20 protein-coding genes are annotated in these 17,586 nt (G+C 44.9%); 8 read left to right on the plus strand and 12 right to left on the minus strand.

Translation table 11 applies throughout. The features are described from left to right. Positions 1-234: 234 nt before the first annotated feature. The gene (locus ACMXYN_RS11675) at positions 235-822 is read left to right on the plus strand and encodes a HupE/UreJ family protein (RefSeq protein WP_415891974.1); all 588 of its coding nucleotides are present in this window, start codon (positions 235-237) and stop codon (positions 820-822) included. A 251-nt stretch (positions 823-1,073) separates the two neighbouring features. Further along, positions 1,074-1,295: a PA3496 family putative envelope integrity protein gene (locus ACMXYN_RS11680; protein WP_415891975.1), complete on the plus strand. Its 222-nt coding sequence runs from the start codon at positions 1,074-1,076 to the stop codon at positions 1,293-1,295. A 52-nt stretch (positions 1,296-1,347) separates the two neighbouring features. Here ACMXYN_RS11680 and ACMXYN_RS11685 read toward each other — a convergent pair whose 3' ends face one another. Beyond that, positions 1,348-1,569: a hypothetical protein gene (locus ACMXYN_RS11685; RefSeq protein ID WP_415891976.1), complete on the minus strand. Its 222-nt coding sequence runs from the start codon at positions 1,567-1,569 to the stop codon at positions 1,348-1,350. A 128-nt stretch (positions 1,570-1,697) separates the two neighbouring features. Between ACMXYN_RS11685 and arfB the strand changes: the two genes are divergently transcribed. Continuing rightward, positions 1,698-2,111, plus strand: coding sequence for an alternative ribosome rescue aminoacyl-tRNA hydrolase ArfB (arfB, locus tag ACMXYN_RS11690; protein WP_415891977.1), 414 nt, complete (start codon positions 1,698-1,700; stop codon positions 2,109-2,111). A gap of 165 nt (positions 2,112-2,276) precedes the next feature. Here the strand turns inward: arfB and ACMXYN_RS11695 are convergent, their stop codons facing one another. Then, positions 2,277-2,810, minus strand: coding sequence for a YaeQ family protein (locus ACMXYN_RS11695; RefSeq protein ID WP_415891978.1), 534 nt, complete (start codon positions 2,808-2,810; stop codon positions 2,277-2,279). Between the two features lie 107 nt (positions 2,811-2,917). On the opposite strand from ACMXYN_RS11695, the gene ACMXYN_RS11700 reads away from it, so the two are divergent. Beyond that, positions 2,918-3,985: a nucleoid-associated protein gene (locus tag ACMXYN_RS11700; protein WP_415891979.1), complete on the plus strand. Its 1,068-nt coding sequence runs from the start codon at positions 2,918-2,920 to the stop codon at positions 3,983-3,985. Between the two features lie 54 nt (positions 3,986-4,039). Here the strand turns inward: ACMXYN_RS11700 and ACMXYN_RS11705 are convergent, their stop codons facing one another. Continuing rightward, positions 4,040-4,405 (minus strand): VOC family protein, encoded by a 366-nt coding sequence (locus tag ACMXYN_RS11705; protein WP_415891980.1) that lies wholly within the window; start codon positions 4,403-4,405, stop codon positions 4,040-4,042. 212 nt (positions 4,406-4,617) lie between these two features. Here ACMXYN_RS11705 and ACMXYN_RS11710 point away from each other — a divergent pair, with 212 nt between their 5' ends. Further along, positions 4,618-4,866 carry a hypothetical protein gene (locus tag ACMXYN_RS11710; protein ID WP_415891981.1) on the plus strand — a complete coding sequence of 83 codons (249 nt, stop codon included), beginning with the start codon at positions 4,618-4,620 and terminating at the stop codon, positions 4,864-4,866. Positions 4,867-4,881: 15 nt separating this feature from the next. Here ACMXYN_RS11710 and ACMXYN_RS11715 read toward each other — a convergent pair whose 3' ends face one another. Beyond that, positions 4,882-5,811, minus strand: coding sequence for an AEC family transporter (locus ACMXYN_RS11715; RefSeq protein ID WP_415891982.1), 930 nt, complete (start codon positions 5,809-5,811; stop codon positions 4,882-4,884). A gap of 225 nt (positions 5,812-6,036) precedes the next feature. On the opposite strand from ACMXYN_RS11715, the gene ACMXYN_RS11720 reads away from it, so the two are divergent. The 3 genes from ACMXYN_RS11720 to ACMXYN_RS11730 all read left to right on the plus strand — a co-directional run bounded on the left by ACMXYN_RS11720 (position 6,037) and on the right by ACMXYN_RS11730 (position 8,246). After that, entirely contained in the window at positions 6,037-6,342 is a 306-nt protein-coding gene (locus tag ACMXYN_RS11720; RefSeq protein ID WP_415891983.1) for a hypothetical protein, read from the plus strand. A gap of 149 nt (positions 6,343-6,491) precedes the next feature. Continuing rightward, the gene (locus ACMXYN_RS11725) at positions 6,492-7,694 is read left to right on the plus strand and encodes an EAL and HDOD domain-containing protein (RefSeq protein WP_415891984.1); all 1,203 of its coding nucleotides are present in this window, start codon (positions 6,492-6,494) and stop codon (positions 7,692-7,694) included. Positions 7,695-7,847: 153 nt separating this feature from the next. Beyond that, positions 7,848-8,246, plus strand: a complete 399-nt coding sequence (locus tag ACMXYN_RS11730) for a hypothetical protein (RefSeq protein WP_415891985.1) — start codon at positions 7,848-7,850, stop codon at positions 8,244-8,246. Here the strand turns inward: ACMXYN_RS11730 and ACMXYN_RS11735 are convergent. Genes ACMXYN_RS11735 through hypA form a run of 8 tightly spaced genes read right to left on the minus strand, consistent with a single transcriptional unit; the run spans position 8,236 to position 17,581 of the window. Next, complete coding sequence (locus tag ACMXYN_RS11735; RefSeq protein ID WP_415891986.1) at positions 8,236-9,975, minus strand: hydrogenase maturation protein; 1,740 nt, start codon at positions 9,973-9,975, stop codon at positions 8,236-8,238. The genes ACMXYN_RS11730 and ACMXYN_RS11735 overlap by 11 nt on opposite strands. Further along, positions 9,975-11,021, minus strand: a complete 1,047-nt coding sequence (gene hypE / locus ACMXYN_RS11740) for a hydrogenase expression/formation protein HypE (protein WP_415891987.1) — start codon at positions 11,019-11,021, stop codon at positions 9,975-9,977. The genes ACMXYN_RS11735 and hypE overlap by 1 nt, the downstream gene beginning before the upstream one ends. A gap of 16 nt (positions 11,022-11,037) precedes the next feature. Beyond that, entirely contained in the window at positions 11,038-12,195 is a 1,158-nt protein-coding gene (gene hypD, locus ACMXYN_RS11745; RefSeq protein ID WP_415891988.1) for a hydrogenase formation protein HypD, read from the minus strand. Then, positions 12,192-12,440: a HypC/HybG/HupF family hydrogenase formation chaperone gene (locus ACMXYN_RS11750; RefSeq protein WP_415890738.1), complete on the minus strand. Its 249-nt coding sequence runs from the start codon at positions 12,438-12,440 to the stop codon at positions 12,192-12,194. The genes hypD and ACMXYN_RS11750 overlap by 4 nt, the downstream gene beginning before the upstream one ends. After that, positions 12,431-14,851 (minus strand): carbamoyltransferase HypF, encoded by a 2,421-nt coding sequence (gene hypF / locus ACMXYN_RS11755; RefSeq protein WP_415891989.1) that lies wholly within the window; start codon positions 14,849-14,851, stop codon positions 12,431-12,433. Before hypF ends, ACMXYN_RS11750 begins: the two co-directional genes overlap by 10 nt. Positions 14,852-14,862: 11 nt before the next feature. Further along, on the minus strand, positions 14,863-16,317 hold the full coding sequence (locus tag ACMXYN_RS11760) for a sigma-54-dependent transcriptional regulator (RefSeq protein ID WP_415891990.1): 1,455 nt from the start codon (positions 16,315-16,317) through the stop codon (positions 14,863-14,865). Next, on the minus strand, positions 16,317-17,249 hold the full coding sequence (gene hypB, locus ACMXYN_RS11765; RefSeq protein ID WP_415891991.1) for a hydrogenase nickel incorporation protein HypB: 933 nt from the start codon (positions 17,247-17,249) through the stop codon (positions 16,317-16,319). Before hypB ends, ACMXYN_RS11760 begins: the two co-directional genes overlap by 1 nt. Continuing rightward, positions 17,249-17,581: a hydrogenase maturation nickel metallochaperone HypA gene (gene hypA / locus ACMXYN_RS11770; RefSeq protein WP_415888098.1), complete on the minus strand. Its 333-nt coding sequence runs from the start codon at positions 17,579-17,581 to the stop codon at positions 17,249-17,251. Before hypA ends, hypB begins: the two co-directional genes overlap by 1 nt. Between the last annotated feature and the right edge of the window lie 5 nt (positions 17,582-17,586).

A 17,586-nucleotide genomic window follows, 5' to 3' on the forward strand; every position in this document is an offset into this window, starting at 1 on the left:
GCTAGCTGGTTACTAAGTTTCCAGCTTAAAACGTTTTTGCTATCAAAATAGGCTTTGTGAAAGCCGGCATCTATTTCAACAGATCCTTGGACAGCGCTCAACAGGACTAGTTATGGGCTATTGGCTTAATCACCCTAATTTCTAAAACTTGGCACTTCCGTTGCTATTACCTTTGGAACGAGAGTAAGTATCCACAGCCTCTCCTCATCCATAAAAAATAAAAAGGATAGTCTAATGAGGACAATTCCCACCCTATTCAAATCCAGCCTAGCGCTGATCGCCGGTTCACTGATTGCCCCATCAGCATTTGCTCACAGCAATCTATTAATGGAATCCAGTTTGATCTCTGGCTTACTCCATCCATTAACAGGGATCGATCACCTACTGGCATTGTTAGCTGTCGGTTTCTGGGCCGGACAGCAGCATCTTAAGAATAATCGCTTAGTGCCTTTCGCGCTTTTTAGCATGCTATTAGTAGGCTTCTTCTTAGCACTTAACGGCCTGATGTTCCCTGCTATAGAAACAGGCATTGCAGTATCCGTATTGGTGTTGGGCCTCATGGTTTCTAGAGTGATTAATCTAAAAAGCGTCGTAGCATTGCCACTGATTGCTGTGTTCGCGATCTATCACGGTTCAGCTCATGGTGCCGAGTTAGGTTCTGCCGGTGTCGCAGCTTTTGCATCAGGCTTTATGTTAAGTACCGCGCTGCTATTTTGGGCAGGCAAAACTCTAGCTGATCAGATCAACCGTACTATTCCAAAATTAAATACTTGGGCCGGAACAGGCATCGCACTGTTCGGCGCTCTGTTTCTGGTCGCTTGACCAACTGTTATAACGAGATAGCCATCCACTTCTGCTATTTCGTTATTCGCTGGCAGTAGTTACCTAACTAATTGCCAGCACCTTTCTTTGCTTCACCACACCCAAAGTGCCTTGTCGGGTAATTTTTACCCGACTTTTTTCACCTTTTATCCTTTAGCTAGCATATTCAGCATAAATCTCTTTCCAATTTCCAAATCTGTACCATACTCAGGCTATATAGAGATCGATTTGTTTATCCCTGAGGCAAAGTTATGAGTCACCAAGGCCCCATAAATAGCGAATCTAATCAACCGACCCTGTCTGATGAATCCTTACTTGAAGACGAGTTACTTGCGTCTGAAGAACTATCGACCATTCACAAGAAAGAGAGCATCAATCCAGCTAAGCGCCGTCGCTTAGAGGCCATGCGTGAAGAGAAAGAGCTGCAACGAGATCTACGCGAGATATTCGACGATGACGACTGGAAAGATTAATTAGGCAAGAAGCTCAGTTTGATTCACTAATGACACGCATCTACCTGTGATCTTAAGCACAGGCAGATGGTTTGTGTTCAGTTATTTCCGACTCAGGCTGCACAATATCCAACAAGTAAATCTCATGTTCTGTGAATTCAAACATCGTATTACACAACTGACAGCGATAGATGCTACTGCTCATTGATCGTCTTTGTACGTTAAGATGCTGATGGGGTTCACTGATAATTGAAGATTCAATTAACTGCCTGCAGTGGTTGCATTTGGAATCCATGTCCCCCGCCCCCTGTTAAGTTGAGTGATATATCAAGAATGGTTCAGGTATGGCGGTTATTCAAACTCTGTCGGCACTTTTTTCTATCTTTTTTTCATTCCTTTTAATGCTATTGATACAATACATTCATGTTAAAGATAACCAACCGCGTTTTTATCTATCCGCACGAACTAGAATTCAACGCTATCCGCGCCCAAGGCAGCGGCGGCCAGAACGTAAATAAAGTCTCTAGTGCGATCCATCTTCGATTTGATATCAAAAGTTCCTCCCTACCTGAATTCTATAAAGAGCGACTACTTGCCTATCGTGACCAACGCATTACCAAAGAAGGCGTTATTGTGATTAAGGCACAAAATTCTCGCGATCAGGAGCGGAATAAGGAGGATGCAAAGCAGCGACTATTGGAGCTTATCCAAGCCGCTACCGTTGTAGAAAAAGCAAGAAGAGCGACCAAGCCCACACGAAGCTCACAACGCAAACGCGTTGATAAGAAAACTCAGCGCGGGCAGATCAAAAAGAATAGAGGGAAAGTTAATTATTAGTGCTTTTACTCTTTATCGATTTGAGAATGCTCTCGATGAGGGTTTTCTTTCTAGACCAATCAAACATAGAACATCATAAACTAGCCTAGTCATCAGAGATGGGCTTTGCGATTTAGCTAAAGCGCCCCCCTAGCAACTAACCTCTAGCAACTAGCGACTGAAATTTTAAGAAAGCTGACTAACCTCTACCTCAACTTGGTTATCACCGGCGGCTACGAAGATCTGGTTTTCGCTAAGTGTAATCGTTAACTCCATCGTACGATCGCACAACGCTTCTAGCTGACTAACCTGCTCGGCATCGAATCTATATACCTCAGTCTTTGGCAAAGCTTTTAGGCCATCACCGTTTTTAGCCCACCAGATATCTACTTCGCTACCGTAGGCATAGAGAATCACCTGTTCTGCACGGCTTACGCCCTTACGCATGCGCTCAGGGGAAGCTTGTCCAACTTCGATCCAACAACTCACTGAGTTATCAGGACGTACAACCCAAAGATCAGGCTCGTCGGCTGTTGATAAGCCTTTAGTGAAATCAAGGTCTTGATCATAGTTCAGCGCGTAAGCAAGGATACGCACCATCATTCTGGTAACCGTTTCTGATGGGTGCAGAGCAACTGTTAACTTTTCGCTCGTATAAATATCCCGATTCATATCCACTAAATTAAGCGAAACTTTGTGGATAGTTGGTTTAAGCGCCATGAGCTCAGCCTTATTCGTAGGATTGGGGGCATCTTTATACTGCATCTCCTCTGAGTTTTAAATACAATCCTTGCTCTGCTTTTTTGACAACGCTGCTGAGGTCATTCATGGAATTAAAACATCTAGCTATTCGAGAACTAGTTAAAGAATCTGAAGATGCGCCTGCCCGTATTACAGATCGTGGTGGTGTTATTCCGACAACTGAACCGATCGCTAACCAACTATTCGAAACTCTAAATTCCGCATTCAGCCGTCGTTCTAGTCTGACTCATGGCTCGTTCAATCATGAGAATGAAGAGGGTTACCCATTTATCTCGGCTTTCGAAAGCTTTGTAAATGCAGAATGTAACGAGCAGAGCTTTGTTGAGTTAACAGAAAAAAGCATGTCTCAATTAGCGGTTGCGATTAACAACCCATCGGCTCATACCGCTCACGGTGGATATGTACTGTTTGCTATGTATGCCAGTGATCGTTACGAATATATGCTGATCGCGCTCGTAAGAGATAAAGCAGGTATTGGTTTTGACAATGACCTTCATCCAACAGAGGTGATGGAGATAAACCTAGATCAGTTGCATCAAGGTGCGCGGATCAACCTAACCACTTATAGAAAAAAGCAGGACAGCTACCTCAGCTTTATTGGCAGCAAAGAGAAAGGTGAAATCACCCACTACTTCTCTACTGCGTTTGGTTGTACCGATGTCACCCCTTCACGCAAATCAACAGGTGAGTTGATTCGTGCTGCACGGGATTTCTGTAACCAAAACAATATGAGCGATCGTAAAGAGGAAGTGGTTGAGGATGTAGTTAGCTACCTATCCAAGCAACGCACAGAAAAAGAATCCGCTAATCTAAACGACATTGAAAACCTGTTTGATGCTTACATTCCACCCGAACAAGCAGAAACAGCAGCAGGCACCTTTGGCACGTTTGCCAATAAAGGCCCGTACAATGTTAGCCAGGAATTTCAGCCTCACACCAGCACAATTAATCGCTTCGCAAAACTTAAGGTAAAAGCTGATAACTGGAGTTTAGATTTCAATAAGCGCAGCCTTGGCGATCTAAATGGCAGTAAAGATATCGAATTTGATGAAGATAATGGTCGTATTATTATCAACCGTCTGCCGAGTAAGGTGATCAATCAACTGCGCGAGGCTTTAGAGCAGGAAGATTAATCTGCTATCTGATGTAGTGTTTTGTAGCTTCATATGAATCTGAAATACAAAACACTACATACTGAAAATCGAAAGGATATTTCCTTCAAGATCCATAAAGTGCCCTAGCGTACCACCCCAAGGTTGTTTCTCTGGTGGGGCAACAAACTCAATTCCTCTTTGAGTCATATCTTCATACACCAATTGAATATCCTCAACTTGAAGTGTGACACCCACAAAACGCCCCACTAAATCGTTAGCCTCTTCAGTATCTGCATCAACCAACTCTAAGGCTATTTTGGCTGCACCCAACTCAAATTCAGCCCACCCCATATCTTCATCTAAGAATTCCGGTTCTACTCCCAAAGCTTGGGAATAAAAGCCCACCGCTGCACTGAAACGAGTAACAAAGATACGCTGCGCATAAAAAGTAAACTTCATTGCACTTATCCCTCCCCTGATACTAAGCAGAGATCTAAACACCACCCATTGAGTTTAGCCAAAAATCGGTTATTTAAGCTCGAAAAAAGCCACTGCATGAAAATTTGTATGCATATTCCTATACAGACAGCGCCTCAACATCAGCAGAAAATAGACAGCAGATAAAGCAATTTAACTGCTCCTAAAAAGCAGTCTCAGAAGAGGATAGACAGATGATCATCAACGGATTTTTATTTGGAATTTCGTACAGAAACAAGAGCCTTGTACTACTGAAACTGATGGATTTGCTTGCTGAACAAGGTTACGCCATGAAGGATTTTAAATTGGATGGCGACTACTTAGCAGTCGAGGTCATCGATCTGAACAAAGATCGAAAAGATCATGTGGTAGAGATAATTAACCAGCCTCAGCAGCCTGAAGAGATCATGTTATTTATTCATGATGTACAACAAGCTGCGTAAGCTAAGCCAAATGAATTACATTAAAAAGCTCACCCAACAGGATACGCTAACGAGTGCTGCCATAGTTGATAGTACGACTGTTAAGGAGGTTTCTTTCTCTTTTACGTCATAACGGATCGCCATAACGTGAGCTAAGGCCCCTGTTGGCAAGGCAGCCAGAATCACAGCTGCTAACAACCAGTTTTGATCTTCCACACCAGCAAGTTTGAAAATAGCTAACGTGAGCAATGGGTGGATAATGAGCTTAACTATAACCAACCAGAATAGCTCAACTTTACTTTGCTTAAGGGTTCTAAACTCAAGACTCGCACCTAAACAAAACAGAGCGACAGGCACGGTGGCTGGCGCGAGCAGATCTAAGGTAGATGCCAATACATTAGGCAGCTCTATAGCAAATGCTGAGACTAATACGCCAAAGAATGTGGATAAGAAGATCGGGCTACGCAGTAATGACTTATCTAAAATAGCCAGGAACTGCTTTAATCCCGTTCCTTCTTGGCGCTGACTTTCCATTAGAAATTGCGTACCACCAATCTGGAACACGTTCCCCAACAAGATAATACTGATCATCGCGCCATAAGCAGCTTCGCCGAGCAAGCCAAACACCATAGGAATGCCCATGTACGCATAATTGGAGAAGGTACCATTCAAAGCACGAATGATTAGTACCTCTTTATTACGCTCAGAGAAGAACATTGCGCATCCCAACGCCGCCGTAAGTGCAGTTGCAACAACAGCGACGAGAAAAGCAAATAGATAAACAGGCTGAAACAAACTGTCCAAAGATAATTTGTAAACTGAATTAAACAGCAATGCTGGCACAGCAAAGTAGTACACAAAGGTGTTAAGCGGAGCTAAGGATTGCTCTGCCAAAACAGTACGTTTACCGATGTAACCTAAACCGATCAGCAAAAATAGCGTAAGTATCGTTTCTATGCCTGCCATGAAAGTGCTCGTTATAACCAGAATTTGAAAGCGCCAATTAGACCAATTCGCCCTCTTAACGTCCAGACATCATTCTGTCATAACGGCCCTCTATGTTTGTTAAATGTGAGCTTCATAAACCTTTTTGTGCACCGCACAAAAAAACTATTGACTTGGTCAAAAATCAAGCTAAAATGACCTTCATATTGTGCAGTGCAACAAATTAATTTTTTAGAGAGAACTATCATGACTAATACTGTTGATTTCCAGAAATCTTTCGATGCCGTTCAGTCTCTGATGAACCTTCAGGCTGCTGCGATCACTAAATCTATCGAACAGCAGAAAAAATCTGGTGAAGAACTAACTTCTTTCTTCCAGGGCGAAGCTGAAAAAGCGAAAGATCTTAAAACTCCTGAAGAACTAATCAAGTTCAACATGGAAGCTAACAAAGCTCTATTCGAACTTTTAAAAGGTCAAGGCGAAGCTTTCACTGCAATTGCAAACGAAACTCGCGAAGCTGCATTGGCTGAACTTCAGGCGATCACTAAGTAAGTGATAACCTTCTAAAAAAACCGGGCTTATGCCCGGTTTTTTTTTGCCTATCAGACTCAAAACCACTAGTTATACTTTGTAATTCCGCTACTATGTCAGTTAGTTAGATTGAAACTACTATCTAAATGATTGTTGTATGAGGTGCCTAGGTGTTAGAGCAAACTCTGTTAGCAAGACAACCAATCCTCAATGCCAACTGTGAGACGGTTGGCTATGAACTTCTCTATAGAGATCCAAATGGTTGCCCTCCTGGCGAACTGTTTGATGGCACCGCCGCTACCTGTGAAGTCCTTCTCAACGCTTATACCGGAATTATTCAGCGAGGGGCTCAACGTATCCTCCCTGCTTTTATGAATATGAATGAGGAGCTTCTTTATCAGGAGTTACCAAGTTTCGCAGCAGATAATGTTGTTTTAGAAATAATCGAAGACGTTCCGATCAATGCTAAAACCATTGAACAAATTCGAGGCTTATCCGAAAAAGGCTTCAAAATTGCGCTAGATGATTTTACTTGGAATGACGACTTTAAACCGCTGATGGATATAGTGGACATCGTCAAGATTGACGTGCTGGAAACAAAAGGTAAGGACCTTTTCCGCACAATGGAACATTTAGAGCCCTACAATCTGACCCTGCTTGCAGAGAAAGTGGAATCACTCAATGAATTCCATCGTTTTAAGAAATTAGGTTTCCAACTTTTTCAGGGCTACTTCTTTGCCTTTCCTGAACATATAGAAGGGAAACGCATCAGCGGCAACGAACTCACCATGGTAGAGTTGTTAGCTAAGCTCAACGATAGCGATGCCACACCTGAAGATCTAGAAGCAATAATTGCGAAAGACCCACGTCTTGCTGTCAAACTTCTGAAGATTGTTAATTCCGCTACCTTCTCACTACAACGCTCCATCTCCACTATCAGTGAAGCCGTTGTAATGCTCGGCCTAAATGAACTAAAGCGCTGGGCTATTATTGTTTCACTTTCAGGCACCTTAGATGTCCCAGATGAGCTCTGTAGAGAATTGCTAATACGCTCTAAGATGTGCGAACACATTGCACCTCAATACAATGCTGAACCCGGCCTAGCCTTCTTGATTGGCATTCTTTCCGGTGCAGATGCCCTTTTCTCTATTCCAATGGAAACATTGCCTGAGCATATTCCATTAACTGAGGAAGCCAAAATGGCTTTGGTAGATAGGAAAGGTAATTTAGGTTTAATGCTTAATGATGTGATCAACTTTACCCGTTATGAGTGGAGCAACCTTTCAGGGCATGTAGATGAACACATGTTGCTGCAAGCTCAATCAGAAGCGATCACTTGGGCTATTGAAAGCCAAAAAGTGGCAACATCTTAAGTACCCAGATCAAAGAATACCTAAACTAATAAATATCGTAGTTTAGAGCCCTCTAATACTGGACTAAAATATATACAGTGAGTGAAGCGCTTGGTGCAAAGCGCTTTAATTACTATGTTAGCGACTCCTTCCTCTTAAGACAGGATGTCTATTATGAGTATTTTCGTTACCAGTTTAGGCGCGACAGATAATGAAATCTGCGCCCCTATCACTCAAGCGGTTCTTAATACCCTCAACCGAAAGGGCTTCAGTTTTTGCGGTCTTCCAGCAGTTGAAGCTAAGGTTTTAATCAGCGATAACAAAGTTAGCTTTGCTCTGCGTACCTGTAAACTTAAAACACAGCCAATAACATTTCGGTTTGACGAGGTCCATGATTTTACACACCAATACCGCGTTAAACATCGTGTGCCTTTGCAGGTTCAAACTCAAGTTGAGAACCTCCTTAATGAACTCGAAGAATTAGCTTCACTCTGTACAAAAAACTGCCATTGTTCAGATTGCGTTGTGACTAATCGCGGCCCTAATCCAAATAAACTGGCTTTTAACCACTAACCACCCTGTGGCTCGCAAGATAAGCTGGCGTGCGAGCCTTGGGTAGCTTTTCAACAAAGTGGTAACGAGCGACATGGTAACTCGGATCAAAACCGAAGAAGTTAAGCTTCATTTGATTCAGCTCTTCGTCACGATATTGCTGTAATGGCTTTTGCAGCTCATCTTGCTGACGTTGTAAGTTCTTGAGCGCCAAACGCTGCGCATACTCAACAGAAGAAGCTAAGTATTTAGCATCAGCCTTAATGCGGTCTACAAAACCTTCCCGACTCTCATTGATACAAGCATCGATTAACCCACTCTGTTCAGCTTCTGTAGCCGACACTGGTAAGCGATTTTGCATCAATTGCTGCGCTTGTTCATCGCCAACTCGTTTAGGTAAGAGATAGGTCCAATACTCAGAGCCATACAAATTACCCATGGATTTGTAATGGGGGTTGAGCACAATATTGCTACGAGCCAGCACTTGATCAGCAGCTAAAGCTAGGAAGAAACCTCCTGCACCTGCATTGCCTTGCATAGCCACCATGGTTAGTTGATTAGGAGAATTAATGATCTCTAAACATAGATCGTTCATCGCATTGATATTGCGCCACGACTCTTCTGCAGGACTCTCAGCTGCTTCGATCTGGTTTAGGTGAATACCGTTCGACCAAAATTCCTCTCCTCCCATGAGCACTAACACTCTGATTGGCTGGGCTTTTGCGTAGGCCACCGCTTGTTGTAAACGCTGACATTGATCGCTATCCATGGCGCCATTGTAAAAATCAAAATAGAGATAGCCCACTTCACCTTCTTGGCGGTAACGAATCTCCTGCCAAGTAACCGTACCCGGCTGAATTTCAGGTGCTAAAGCCAATTCTGGCACGCGTTGTTCATGAGGTGCTGAAGCAAGCTGCTTAGCTAAAAAGTGAGCAGCTGGCAGTTTAAAGTTAAATTCACTTTCTTCTGGGTTAACGCGTTTTAGATGGGTCACCCACACTGCAGCATCGCGGGTTTTAAGACAGATCGCACCGTCTCGAGTAGCGAGGATAGACCCTGCATCGGCCTGCTCTTGCCCTAAGCCATGTTCAGGAAAAGCGTTATATAGATAGTAATCCTGCCCACCGATTCGATCCTGCACACCCGGCGCTGAATCCGCTGCTCTGATCTTTGTTAAAATCTCTTGAGTGGTATCGTTTTGCCAGTCGATCTTACGATCACTTTGCGCCATCAAACAGTTCCACTGTCCCAAGATATCAGACTGATCGTAATCCAGTTTTTGCGGCTTAAATTCACCCGATAGAAGACGTTCTAGCGTTTGCTTTACTGCAGTCACTGCAGCATCACTGATCTCATTACGATAAAGGCTGCTTTTGCTCGCCTCTCGCATTGGAAACTCGACTGACGCCCAGATATCGCCTGCATCCATCTCGGCATTAGCTTCTAGGCACGTCACGCCCCAAGAGACCTCTTGATTTAATATGGCCCAATCAACAGACGACGGACCTCGATCACCTTTGATACCCGGATGAACGATAATACAGCGATGTTGAGACCAGATAGATTCGGGAATCGCTCGTTTCAAAAACGGTGCAATAATAAGTTCAGGCTTAAACAACTCCACCGCCTGTTCTGCTATTGCATCGTTGATATCAAATTCAATAGAGACGTCATGGCCGTCTCTGCGTAACTCAACAAACAAACGTTGAGTCAGGCTATTAAAGCTGTGGGTTAAAAATAAGATACGCATTAACAGATCCTCGGTAGCTGTTCACCGTTGATCCAATCAACCATACGGTTACCACCAAAGGCTGTCTGCATCTGCACAAAGTTCAGAGGATCATCGGTCACTTCACCAACAATCGCGGCCTCTTGCCCTTTAGGGTTCGCCTTCATAACCTCTAATAGCTGCTCCGCCTTATCTGCAGGGCAGAAAGCCACCAGCTTCCCCTCATTCGCAACAAACAACGGATCTAGCCCTAGGAATTCACAGGCTGCTTGAACTTGTGCTTTTACCGGCAGTTGCGCTTCGTAGATCTGCATACCCACTCGGGCCTGCTGAGCGATCTCGTTCAGCGTGGCAGACAAACCTCCACGCGTAGGATCTCGAAGGCAGTGGATTTCTGGCACAGCTTCAACCATATCTGCAACAAGGTCATGCAGCGCTTGGGAATCCGATTCAATCGTCGTCTCAAACGTTAGGTTTTCACGCAAAGACATAATGGCAACGCCATGATCTCCCAAGGTACCGGACACTAATATTTTATCTCCCGGTTTCACTTGATTCGCGCCAAAATCCAATCCGCCTTCTATTACGCCAACACCGGTTGTATTGATAAAACAACCATCTCCTTTACCCCGCTCAACTACCTTGGTATCACCGGTCACTATAGCAACCCCGACCTCTTCAGCAGCCTTAGCCATAGAATCTACGATGGTCTTCAGATCCGCCAATGGGAAGCCCTCTTCCAAGATAAAACCTGCTGAAAGATATTTAGGCGTTGCGCCGGACATAGCGACATCGTTAACCGTGCCATGAACAGATAATGAGCCTATATCGCCACCGGGGAAGAATAGCGGTGAGATCACATGACTATCCGTCGCCATCACTACTTTACCGGCAGGCAAACTAAAACTTGCCTGATCATTCATCTGCTCTAGCCAAGGGTTTGAAAACGCTTGTAGGAACAGCTGATCGATCAACTGGGCCATCGCCTTGCCACCACTACCATGGGCCATTTCTACTTTGCCCTTAACCAGATCGAGCTCTGATGTATAAATCGTTTGTGTACTCATGAAAAAGCTCTCTAAATCAGGCTGCGGGGTGGGTTTTATCAGATGCGAAGGTATTGTCTTGGTAGCGACCGTAGCTGTAGTAAGCCGCACAAGCACCTTCACTGGATACCATACAAGACCCTAAAGGGTTCTCAGGTGTGCAAGGATCGCCAAACAAAGTGCAATCCCGTGGAGATTTCACGCCGCGTAAGATCGCGCCGCACTCACAAGCTTTGTTTTCTCGTGTGCTGCGATACTCAACCGTAAAACGCTTTTCGGCATCAAATTCGGCAAAGGCATCTTTAATACGCAAAGCGCTATAAGGCACAACACCCAAGCCTCGCCATTCAAATGAGCGGCGTAGCTCAAAGGTATCTGCCACGATGGATTTCGCTTGGACATTGCCCTCATAAGTCACTGCACGCGAAAACTCATTCTCAATCTCCGCACGACCATCGTTAACCTGCCGCACTAACATTAAGATCGCCTGCAACACATCCAGCGGCTCAAACCCCGCGATGACTACAGGCTTTTGATACTCTTCGGCGAAATAGTAATAGGGTTGGGAACCAATCACAGTGCTAACATGAGCTGGCCCTACAAAACCATCTAAGCGCAGAACCCCCAGTTCCCTCACCTCTGGGGATTCCAAAATATTACTGATCGCGGAGGGCGTCAGAACGTGATTACAAAAGACGGTAAAGTTCTTCAAACCTAACTTTTGTGCCTGTCGAATCACCAAAGCTGTAGGCGGTGTTGTAGTTTCAAAACCTATGGCAAAAAACACGACCTCTCGGTCTGGGTTATCTTGCGCAATGCGCAGAGCATCCATGCAGGAATACACCATCCGTACATCCGCCCCCTCCGCTTTAGCTTTTAGCAAGCTACGTTTACGCGAACCCGGCACACGCAACATATCGCCGTAAGAACAGAGAATAACTTTATGAGTAACCGCCAATTCGATAGCTGAATCCAAACGATTAATCGGCAATACGCACACAGGGCAACCTGGGCCGTGGATCATTTTCACATTGCTAGGTAGCAGATCAGGAATCCCATAGCGGAAGATTGCATGGGTATGTCCACCACAAAACTCCATAAAGTGATAATCCCGATCAGGATCGACCTCTTTACTAATCTTGGCTGCAATCCCTTGAGCTAGTGCGCCATCGCGATATTCATCAACATACTTCATTGTGATGCCTCTATCGCTTGTTGTTGTTCAAGTTCATCTAACTCTGCAAACAACGCTAAGGTTCGAGCAGCTTCCTCTGGATCAATCTTATTCAAAGCATAGCCTACGTGCATAATGACGTAGTCCCCTACATTCAGGTCGGCAATCAGCGCTATATTGATCTCTTTTCTCACCCCACCTATATCTGCAATCGCAGACTCGGTATCAATAATCTCTTCAATACGAACAGGGATGGCTAAACACATAGCGACTCTCTCTCATTGTTCTTGTTCTTGTTCTTGTCATTGTCGTTCTTATTCTTGTTTTGACGAGTCAAGTTAGCTCTTACTAACGCGATCTGCGCTTGTCCTAGCGATATAGAACCGTCATTACATGGTAGTTTTCGTGCCGTAACGACTTGTAAGTCTTGCCCCTCTAACTGCTCTTTAATCCCTTCAAGCAGAAGCTGATTTAAAAAACAGCCTCCCGCTAATACCACTTTATTGATCCCTTCTATTACTGCGCTATCAGCCACCCAACGCGATAGCGCTGTGATTAGCTGTTGATGAAACAAAGCTGCGCCATACCCTTGATCCTCACAATCAAGTAAACGGGCAAATAATGGCTCTAAGTTTAAAGGAGACTGTTTCGTTTCAATCAGTAAGGCTTCGTTCGGCCATGGGTGTGATTTAAGGTACCGATAAGCTGCTGATTCAAGCGCCATGGCCGCTTGCGCCTCGTAGACGTTCTTTTCTTTCAATCCGAGTAAAGCAGCCACCGCATCAAATACCCGCCCAGCACTACTCGTCATCAGTGTATTGATATTTTTCTGTAACAACTGGCTGATCATAGGAGCTGCTTTCTGATCACCAAAACGGGTTTCAATCTGCTCAGCTCTATCTAACTGAAACAATACACCTGAAGCTACCCGCCATGGCTCTTTTGCAGCACTGTCGCCTCCGGGTAAAGGAATTGGGCTTAAATTGGATAGACGTTGATAATCGCCCTGATGAACCTTGAACAGTTCGCCACCCCAAAGCGTGCCATCATCACCCAGACCCAAGCCATCTAGGGCTAGGCCAAGCACAGGCTCTTGAACACCACACTCTGCCATCACTGCAGCAATATGGGCATGATGATGCTGAACCTGCAACATAGGGATCTTATTTGCCTGGCTAAACCGTTGTGCAAATCCTGTGCTGTAAAACTCAGAATGTAGGTCGGCAACCACAAGATCAGGTTTGATGTCCAACATAGCGCTGAGTTGTTCGACGGTATGATTGAGCTGGCGGCAACACTCAGGGTTATCAAGATCACCTATATACTGCGATACATATACTCGATTACCTTTGGTTAAGCAGACCGTATTTTTAAAGTATGCTCCAACCGCCAATACAGAGGGCAATTGTGCGTCTGTTTCAAAAGGTAACTTAATATATTGCGGCGATAATCCACGACCACGTCTGACCAGCTCACCACCTTGTTCAGCAATCATCGACACTACAGAATCATCGCAACGGGTGTGAATATCACGATCATGCATCAGGTAGCCATCAGCTATCCCCTGCAGTTGAGTTAGCACTTCTGCGTTGTCGATTACTTGAGGATTACCACTGCGGTTTGCACTGGTCATCACTAGGAGTAGATCCTGTTTTTCCTCTAGCCACTGAATTCCTTCTGGACTGCCTGCGTCTTTGTGAAACAGCAAATAATGTAGAGGCGAATGAGGTAGCATCACACCTAGCCACGCTTGATCAGGTGCTAACTCTTCAGGTAATGGCTCTTTAGAATCCAAAGCGGGCTTTTCGCGCTTTGGTACGAGACAAACAGGAGCATCCATCGCTTTGAGTCTTTGTACCCGTTGATCCGTTAGCTCAACATAGGGCTGCAAGGATTCAGGATTAGCCGCCATGACCGCTAAAGGCTTTTCATCGCGATGTTTGCGCTCTCGTAACCGTCTAATTGCTTGTGGGTTTCGAGCATCGCAAGCTAGATGGAAACCTCCCACACCTTTTATCGCAACTACTTTGCCTTGTAGGATCAATTCAATCGTTTGCTCAACAGGATCATTACACTGCAATTGCTGCCCATCTTCGGCATAAAAACTGAGTTGCGGTCCACATTCACCGCATGCAGTAGGCTGGGCATGGAATCGTCGATCCACAGGATCGGTATATTCCGAATCACAACGATGACACAGCCGGAATTTCGCCATAGTGGTATTGGGGCGATCGTAAGGCAAAGCCGTGATTAGACTGTAACGGGGGCCGCAGTGAGTACAATTAATAAACGGGTATAGATAGCGGCGATTGTTTGGATCGAACAGCTCACTTAAACAGTCCTGACATACCGCAGCGTCCGGTGTAACAGAAAGATCGAGTTCTCCCTGCTCACTCTGAATGATTTTAAACTGGGTCAGACCTGGTTCTACTGCAATAGAGCTAACATCTAGAGACTCTATCTCTGACATCGAAGGTTGTTCAGACGTCAGCTGAGCAATAAACTGATCAAGTTGAGGTTTGTCGGCTTGAGCAAAGATCGTCACCCCTTTTGGACCATTCGCTACAGATCCGATCACCTCAAAGCGTTGCGCAAGGTTATACACAAAAGGACGGAAACCAACCCCCTGTACTTGACCTCGAACTTCTATCTGCAACGCTGAAACTGCCATACTCATGCTCTGATCTTTTAATGGAAATCTTTATTCAGACCATATCGTTCCAGCTTGGAACGAAGTCCAACTCTTGATAACCCAAGCTCGCGAGATGCCTGGCTTTTATTCCAACGATGACGAATAAGTGTTTCCCTTAAAATACGCTTTTCCAAGGTTTCAATACGCTCTTTTAATGTGCCATCCAAGCAAGCCAGTACTTCTGTCTCGGCAGTCTCTTCAACCGGAGCTGCGCGTAGCACACGAGGGCTCAACAGATCCGCTGATAACCACTCATCTTCCGCTAACACCAACATGCGTCGGATCTCGTTCTGAAGCTCCCTAACGTTACCCGGCCAGCAATAACGGCGCATGCAATCTAAAGCTTCATCGGTAAAACCTTTTGCCGGTTTATCAAACTCCTGAACCGATTTAGCCAAGAAGTCTTCAGCTAATACGGGGATATCCATAGCACGACGTTCTAATGCTGGCAGTTCAAGGGTAACTTCCGCCAATCGGAAGTATAGGTCCTGACGGAATCGACCAGCCCTGACCTCCTCTTCTAGATCTCGGTTGGTAGAAGCCACCACGCGGACATTAACTTTTCTACGCTGGTGTTCACCTAAGCGACGCACTTCACGTTCTTGCAAAACACGTAGTAACTTCACTTGGAAAGCTGGACTTATTTCGCCAATTTCATCTAGAAAAATCGTGCCACCATCTGCGCGCTCAAACAGACCGACATGATCTGTAATTGCACCTGTAAACGAACCTTTCTTATGCCCAAATAATTCTGAAGCTAGCAATTCATCCGGCATAGCACCGCAGTTTTCAACTACAAAGGGGTTTTCTGCACGTAAGCTATTGTAGTGAAGCGCTCTAGCGAACAGTTCTTTACCAGCACCGGAAGGCCCAGTCACTAAAACCGACACATCATAAGGGGCAATTTTCGCAGCTTGTTCACATAGATCATTGAGAGGGCTCGTAGCATGTCTACGGATCTCATCTAATTGATAGGCCTGTTGTAGGTGCTGTTTTTTCTCTTTGACGTTTTGCTCTGCCTGAGAAGCGGTATGGCGCATCTCCATCGCCAACAGCTCATTCTCATTTTGCAGTTCATACAGACGACATGCACCACGCAGAATCAACAGAAGATTATCGGGATGCCAAGGCTTAGTGATGTACTGTAAGATCCCGGCTTCGTTTAAGCCTTTAATAATATCTTCAGAATCGGTGTAACCCGATAAGATAAGCCGTGCTGTTTGTGGCCAACGTTCACGCACTTCAGTTAAGAACTCTACTCCGGTCTTGCCCGGCATACGCTGGTCACAGAGAATGGCATGGAATGTATGCTGCTCTAGCAAGTGAAGCGCCTGATCTGCATCTGTCGCCGTTAGCACATCAAACTCTTCATCTAAGGTACGCTCTAGCGTTTCTAAAGAACGCACCTCATCGTCTACACAAAGTACTAAAGGTCGTTTTCGAGTAGGCATTAGAGAAGGGCCTCAAACTGCTGGATTTCAGACTTCAACTGATCAATCCGTGTTTGAATCATCCCTTTTCGATTTTGCTCTAACCATTCCTGCCACTCCTTCATTCCTTCACCGGATTTAGCGGATAGTTTCAATACCTTAATGTCTGGATTTACTTGGCGAGCAAATTCAATACATTTATCCACATCAAAATCTAAATGCGGCAGCAGATCCGTCTTATTTAGAATCATAATATCTGCAGCATGGAACATATCTGGATACTTGAGCGGTTTATCTTCACCCTCGGTTACAGACAAAATAGCAATTTTATGCGCTTCACCAAGATCGAAAGCAGCTGGACAAACAAGGTTGCCGACATTCTCAATAAATAGGAAACCACCTTGCAGATCATCCAAATTATCTAAAGCATGACCCACCATGTGTGCATCTAAGTGACAGCCCTTACCCGTATTAACCTGTACTGCAGGCACTCCGGTTTCTCGAATACGATCAGCATCATTGGCTGTTTGCTGATCACCTTCAATCACCGCGACTTTGCGCGATTCTTTTAAGCGATTAATAGTTTCTGTCAGTAGCGTTGTTTTACCCGAACCCGGACTAGAGACTAGGTTGAGAACAAACAGGCTTTGTGCTTCAAAACGCGCACGATTGATCTGCGCATAGCGGTCATTCTTTCCTAAAATATCCTGTTCAATCTGTACCATACGACTTTGACTCATTCCCGCCACATGAGCATGAGCTGGGCCTTTGCCAAAATGCAGATCTTCGCCTTGCTTCTCTATCACATTTTCGTCATGACCCTGATGATGGGTATGCTCACTATGAGAATGATGGTGGTGATGACTATCCCCTTCAAGAGAATGGTCATGGGTATGAGCATGCTGACCATCGATCTTCAAATTACCTTCACCGCAACCGCAAACAGTACACATTATTCCACCTCCAACTCTTTAATTCGCATCTCGTCTCCCTGGACGACTTGAAGTTGATAACTGCCGCACTCAGGACAACTATCGTAGCGTTGGCTAATTGGAACGTTTTTCAAGCACTGCATACAGAATGCCTCACCAGGTATATTTATTATTTTTAGTTCAGCTCCCTCAGCTAGGGTGCTGCGCGTTACCGCTTCAAAGCAAAACGTTAACGCTTCTGTTTCTATCATTGATAATGGGCCAAGCTCCAGCCAAACAGTTTTAACTCGATCATACTGTTGTTCTTTGGCTTGATCTTCCAGCACTTGCACAATGCCTTCTGCAATCGACATCTCAT

The sequence above is a fragment of the Neptuniibacter sp. PT8_73 genome (assembly GCF_047778045.1).
Classification (GTDB): Bacteria; Pseudomonadota; Gammaproteobacteria; order Pseudomonadales; family Balneatricaceae; genus Neptuniibacter.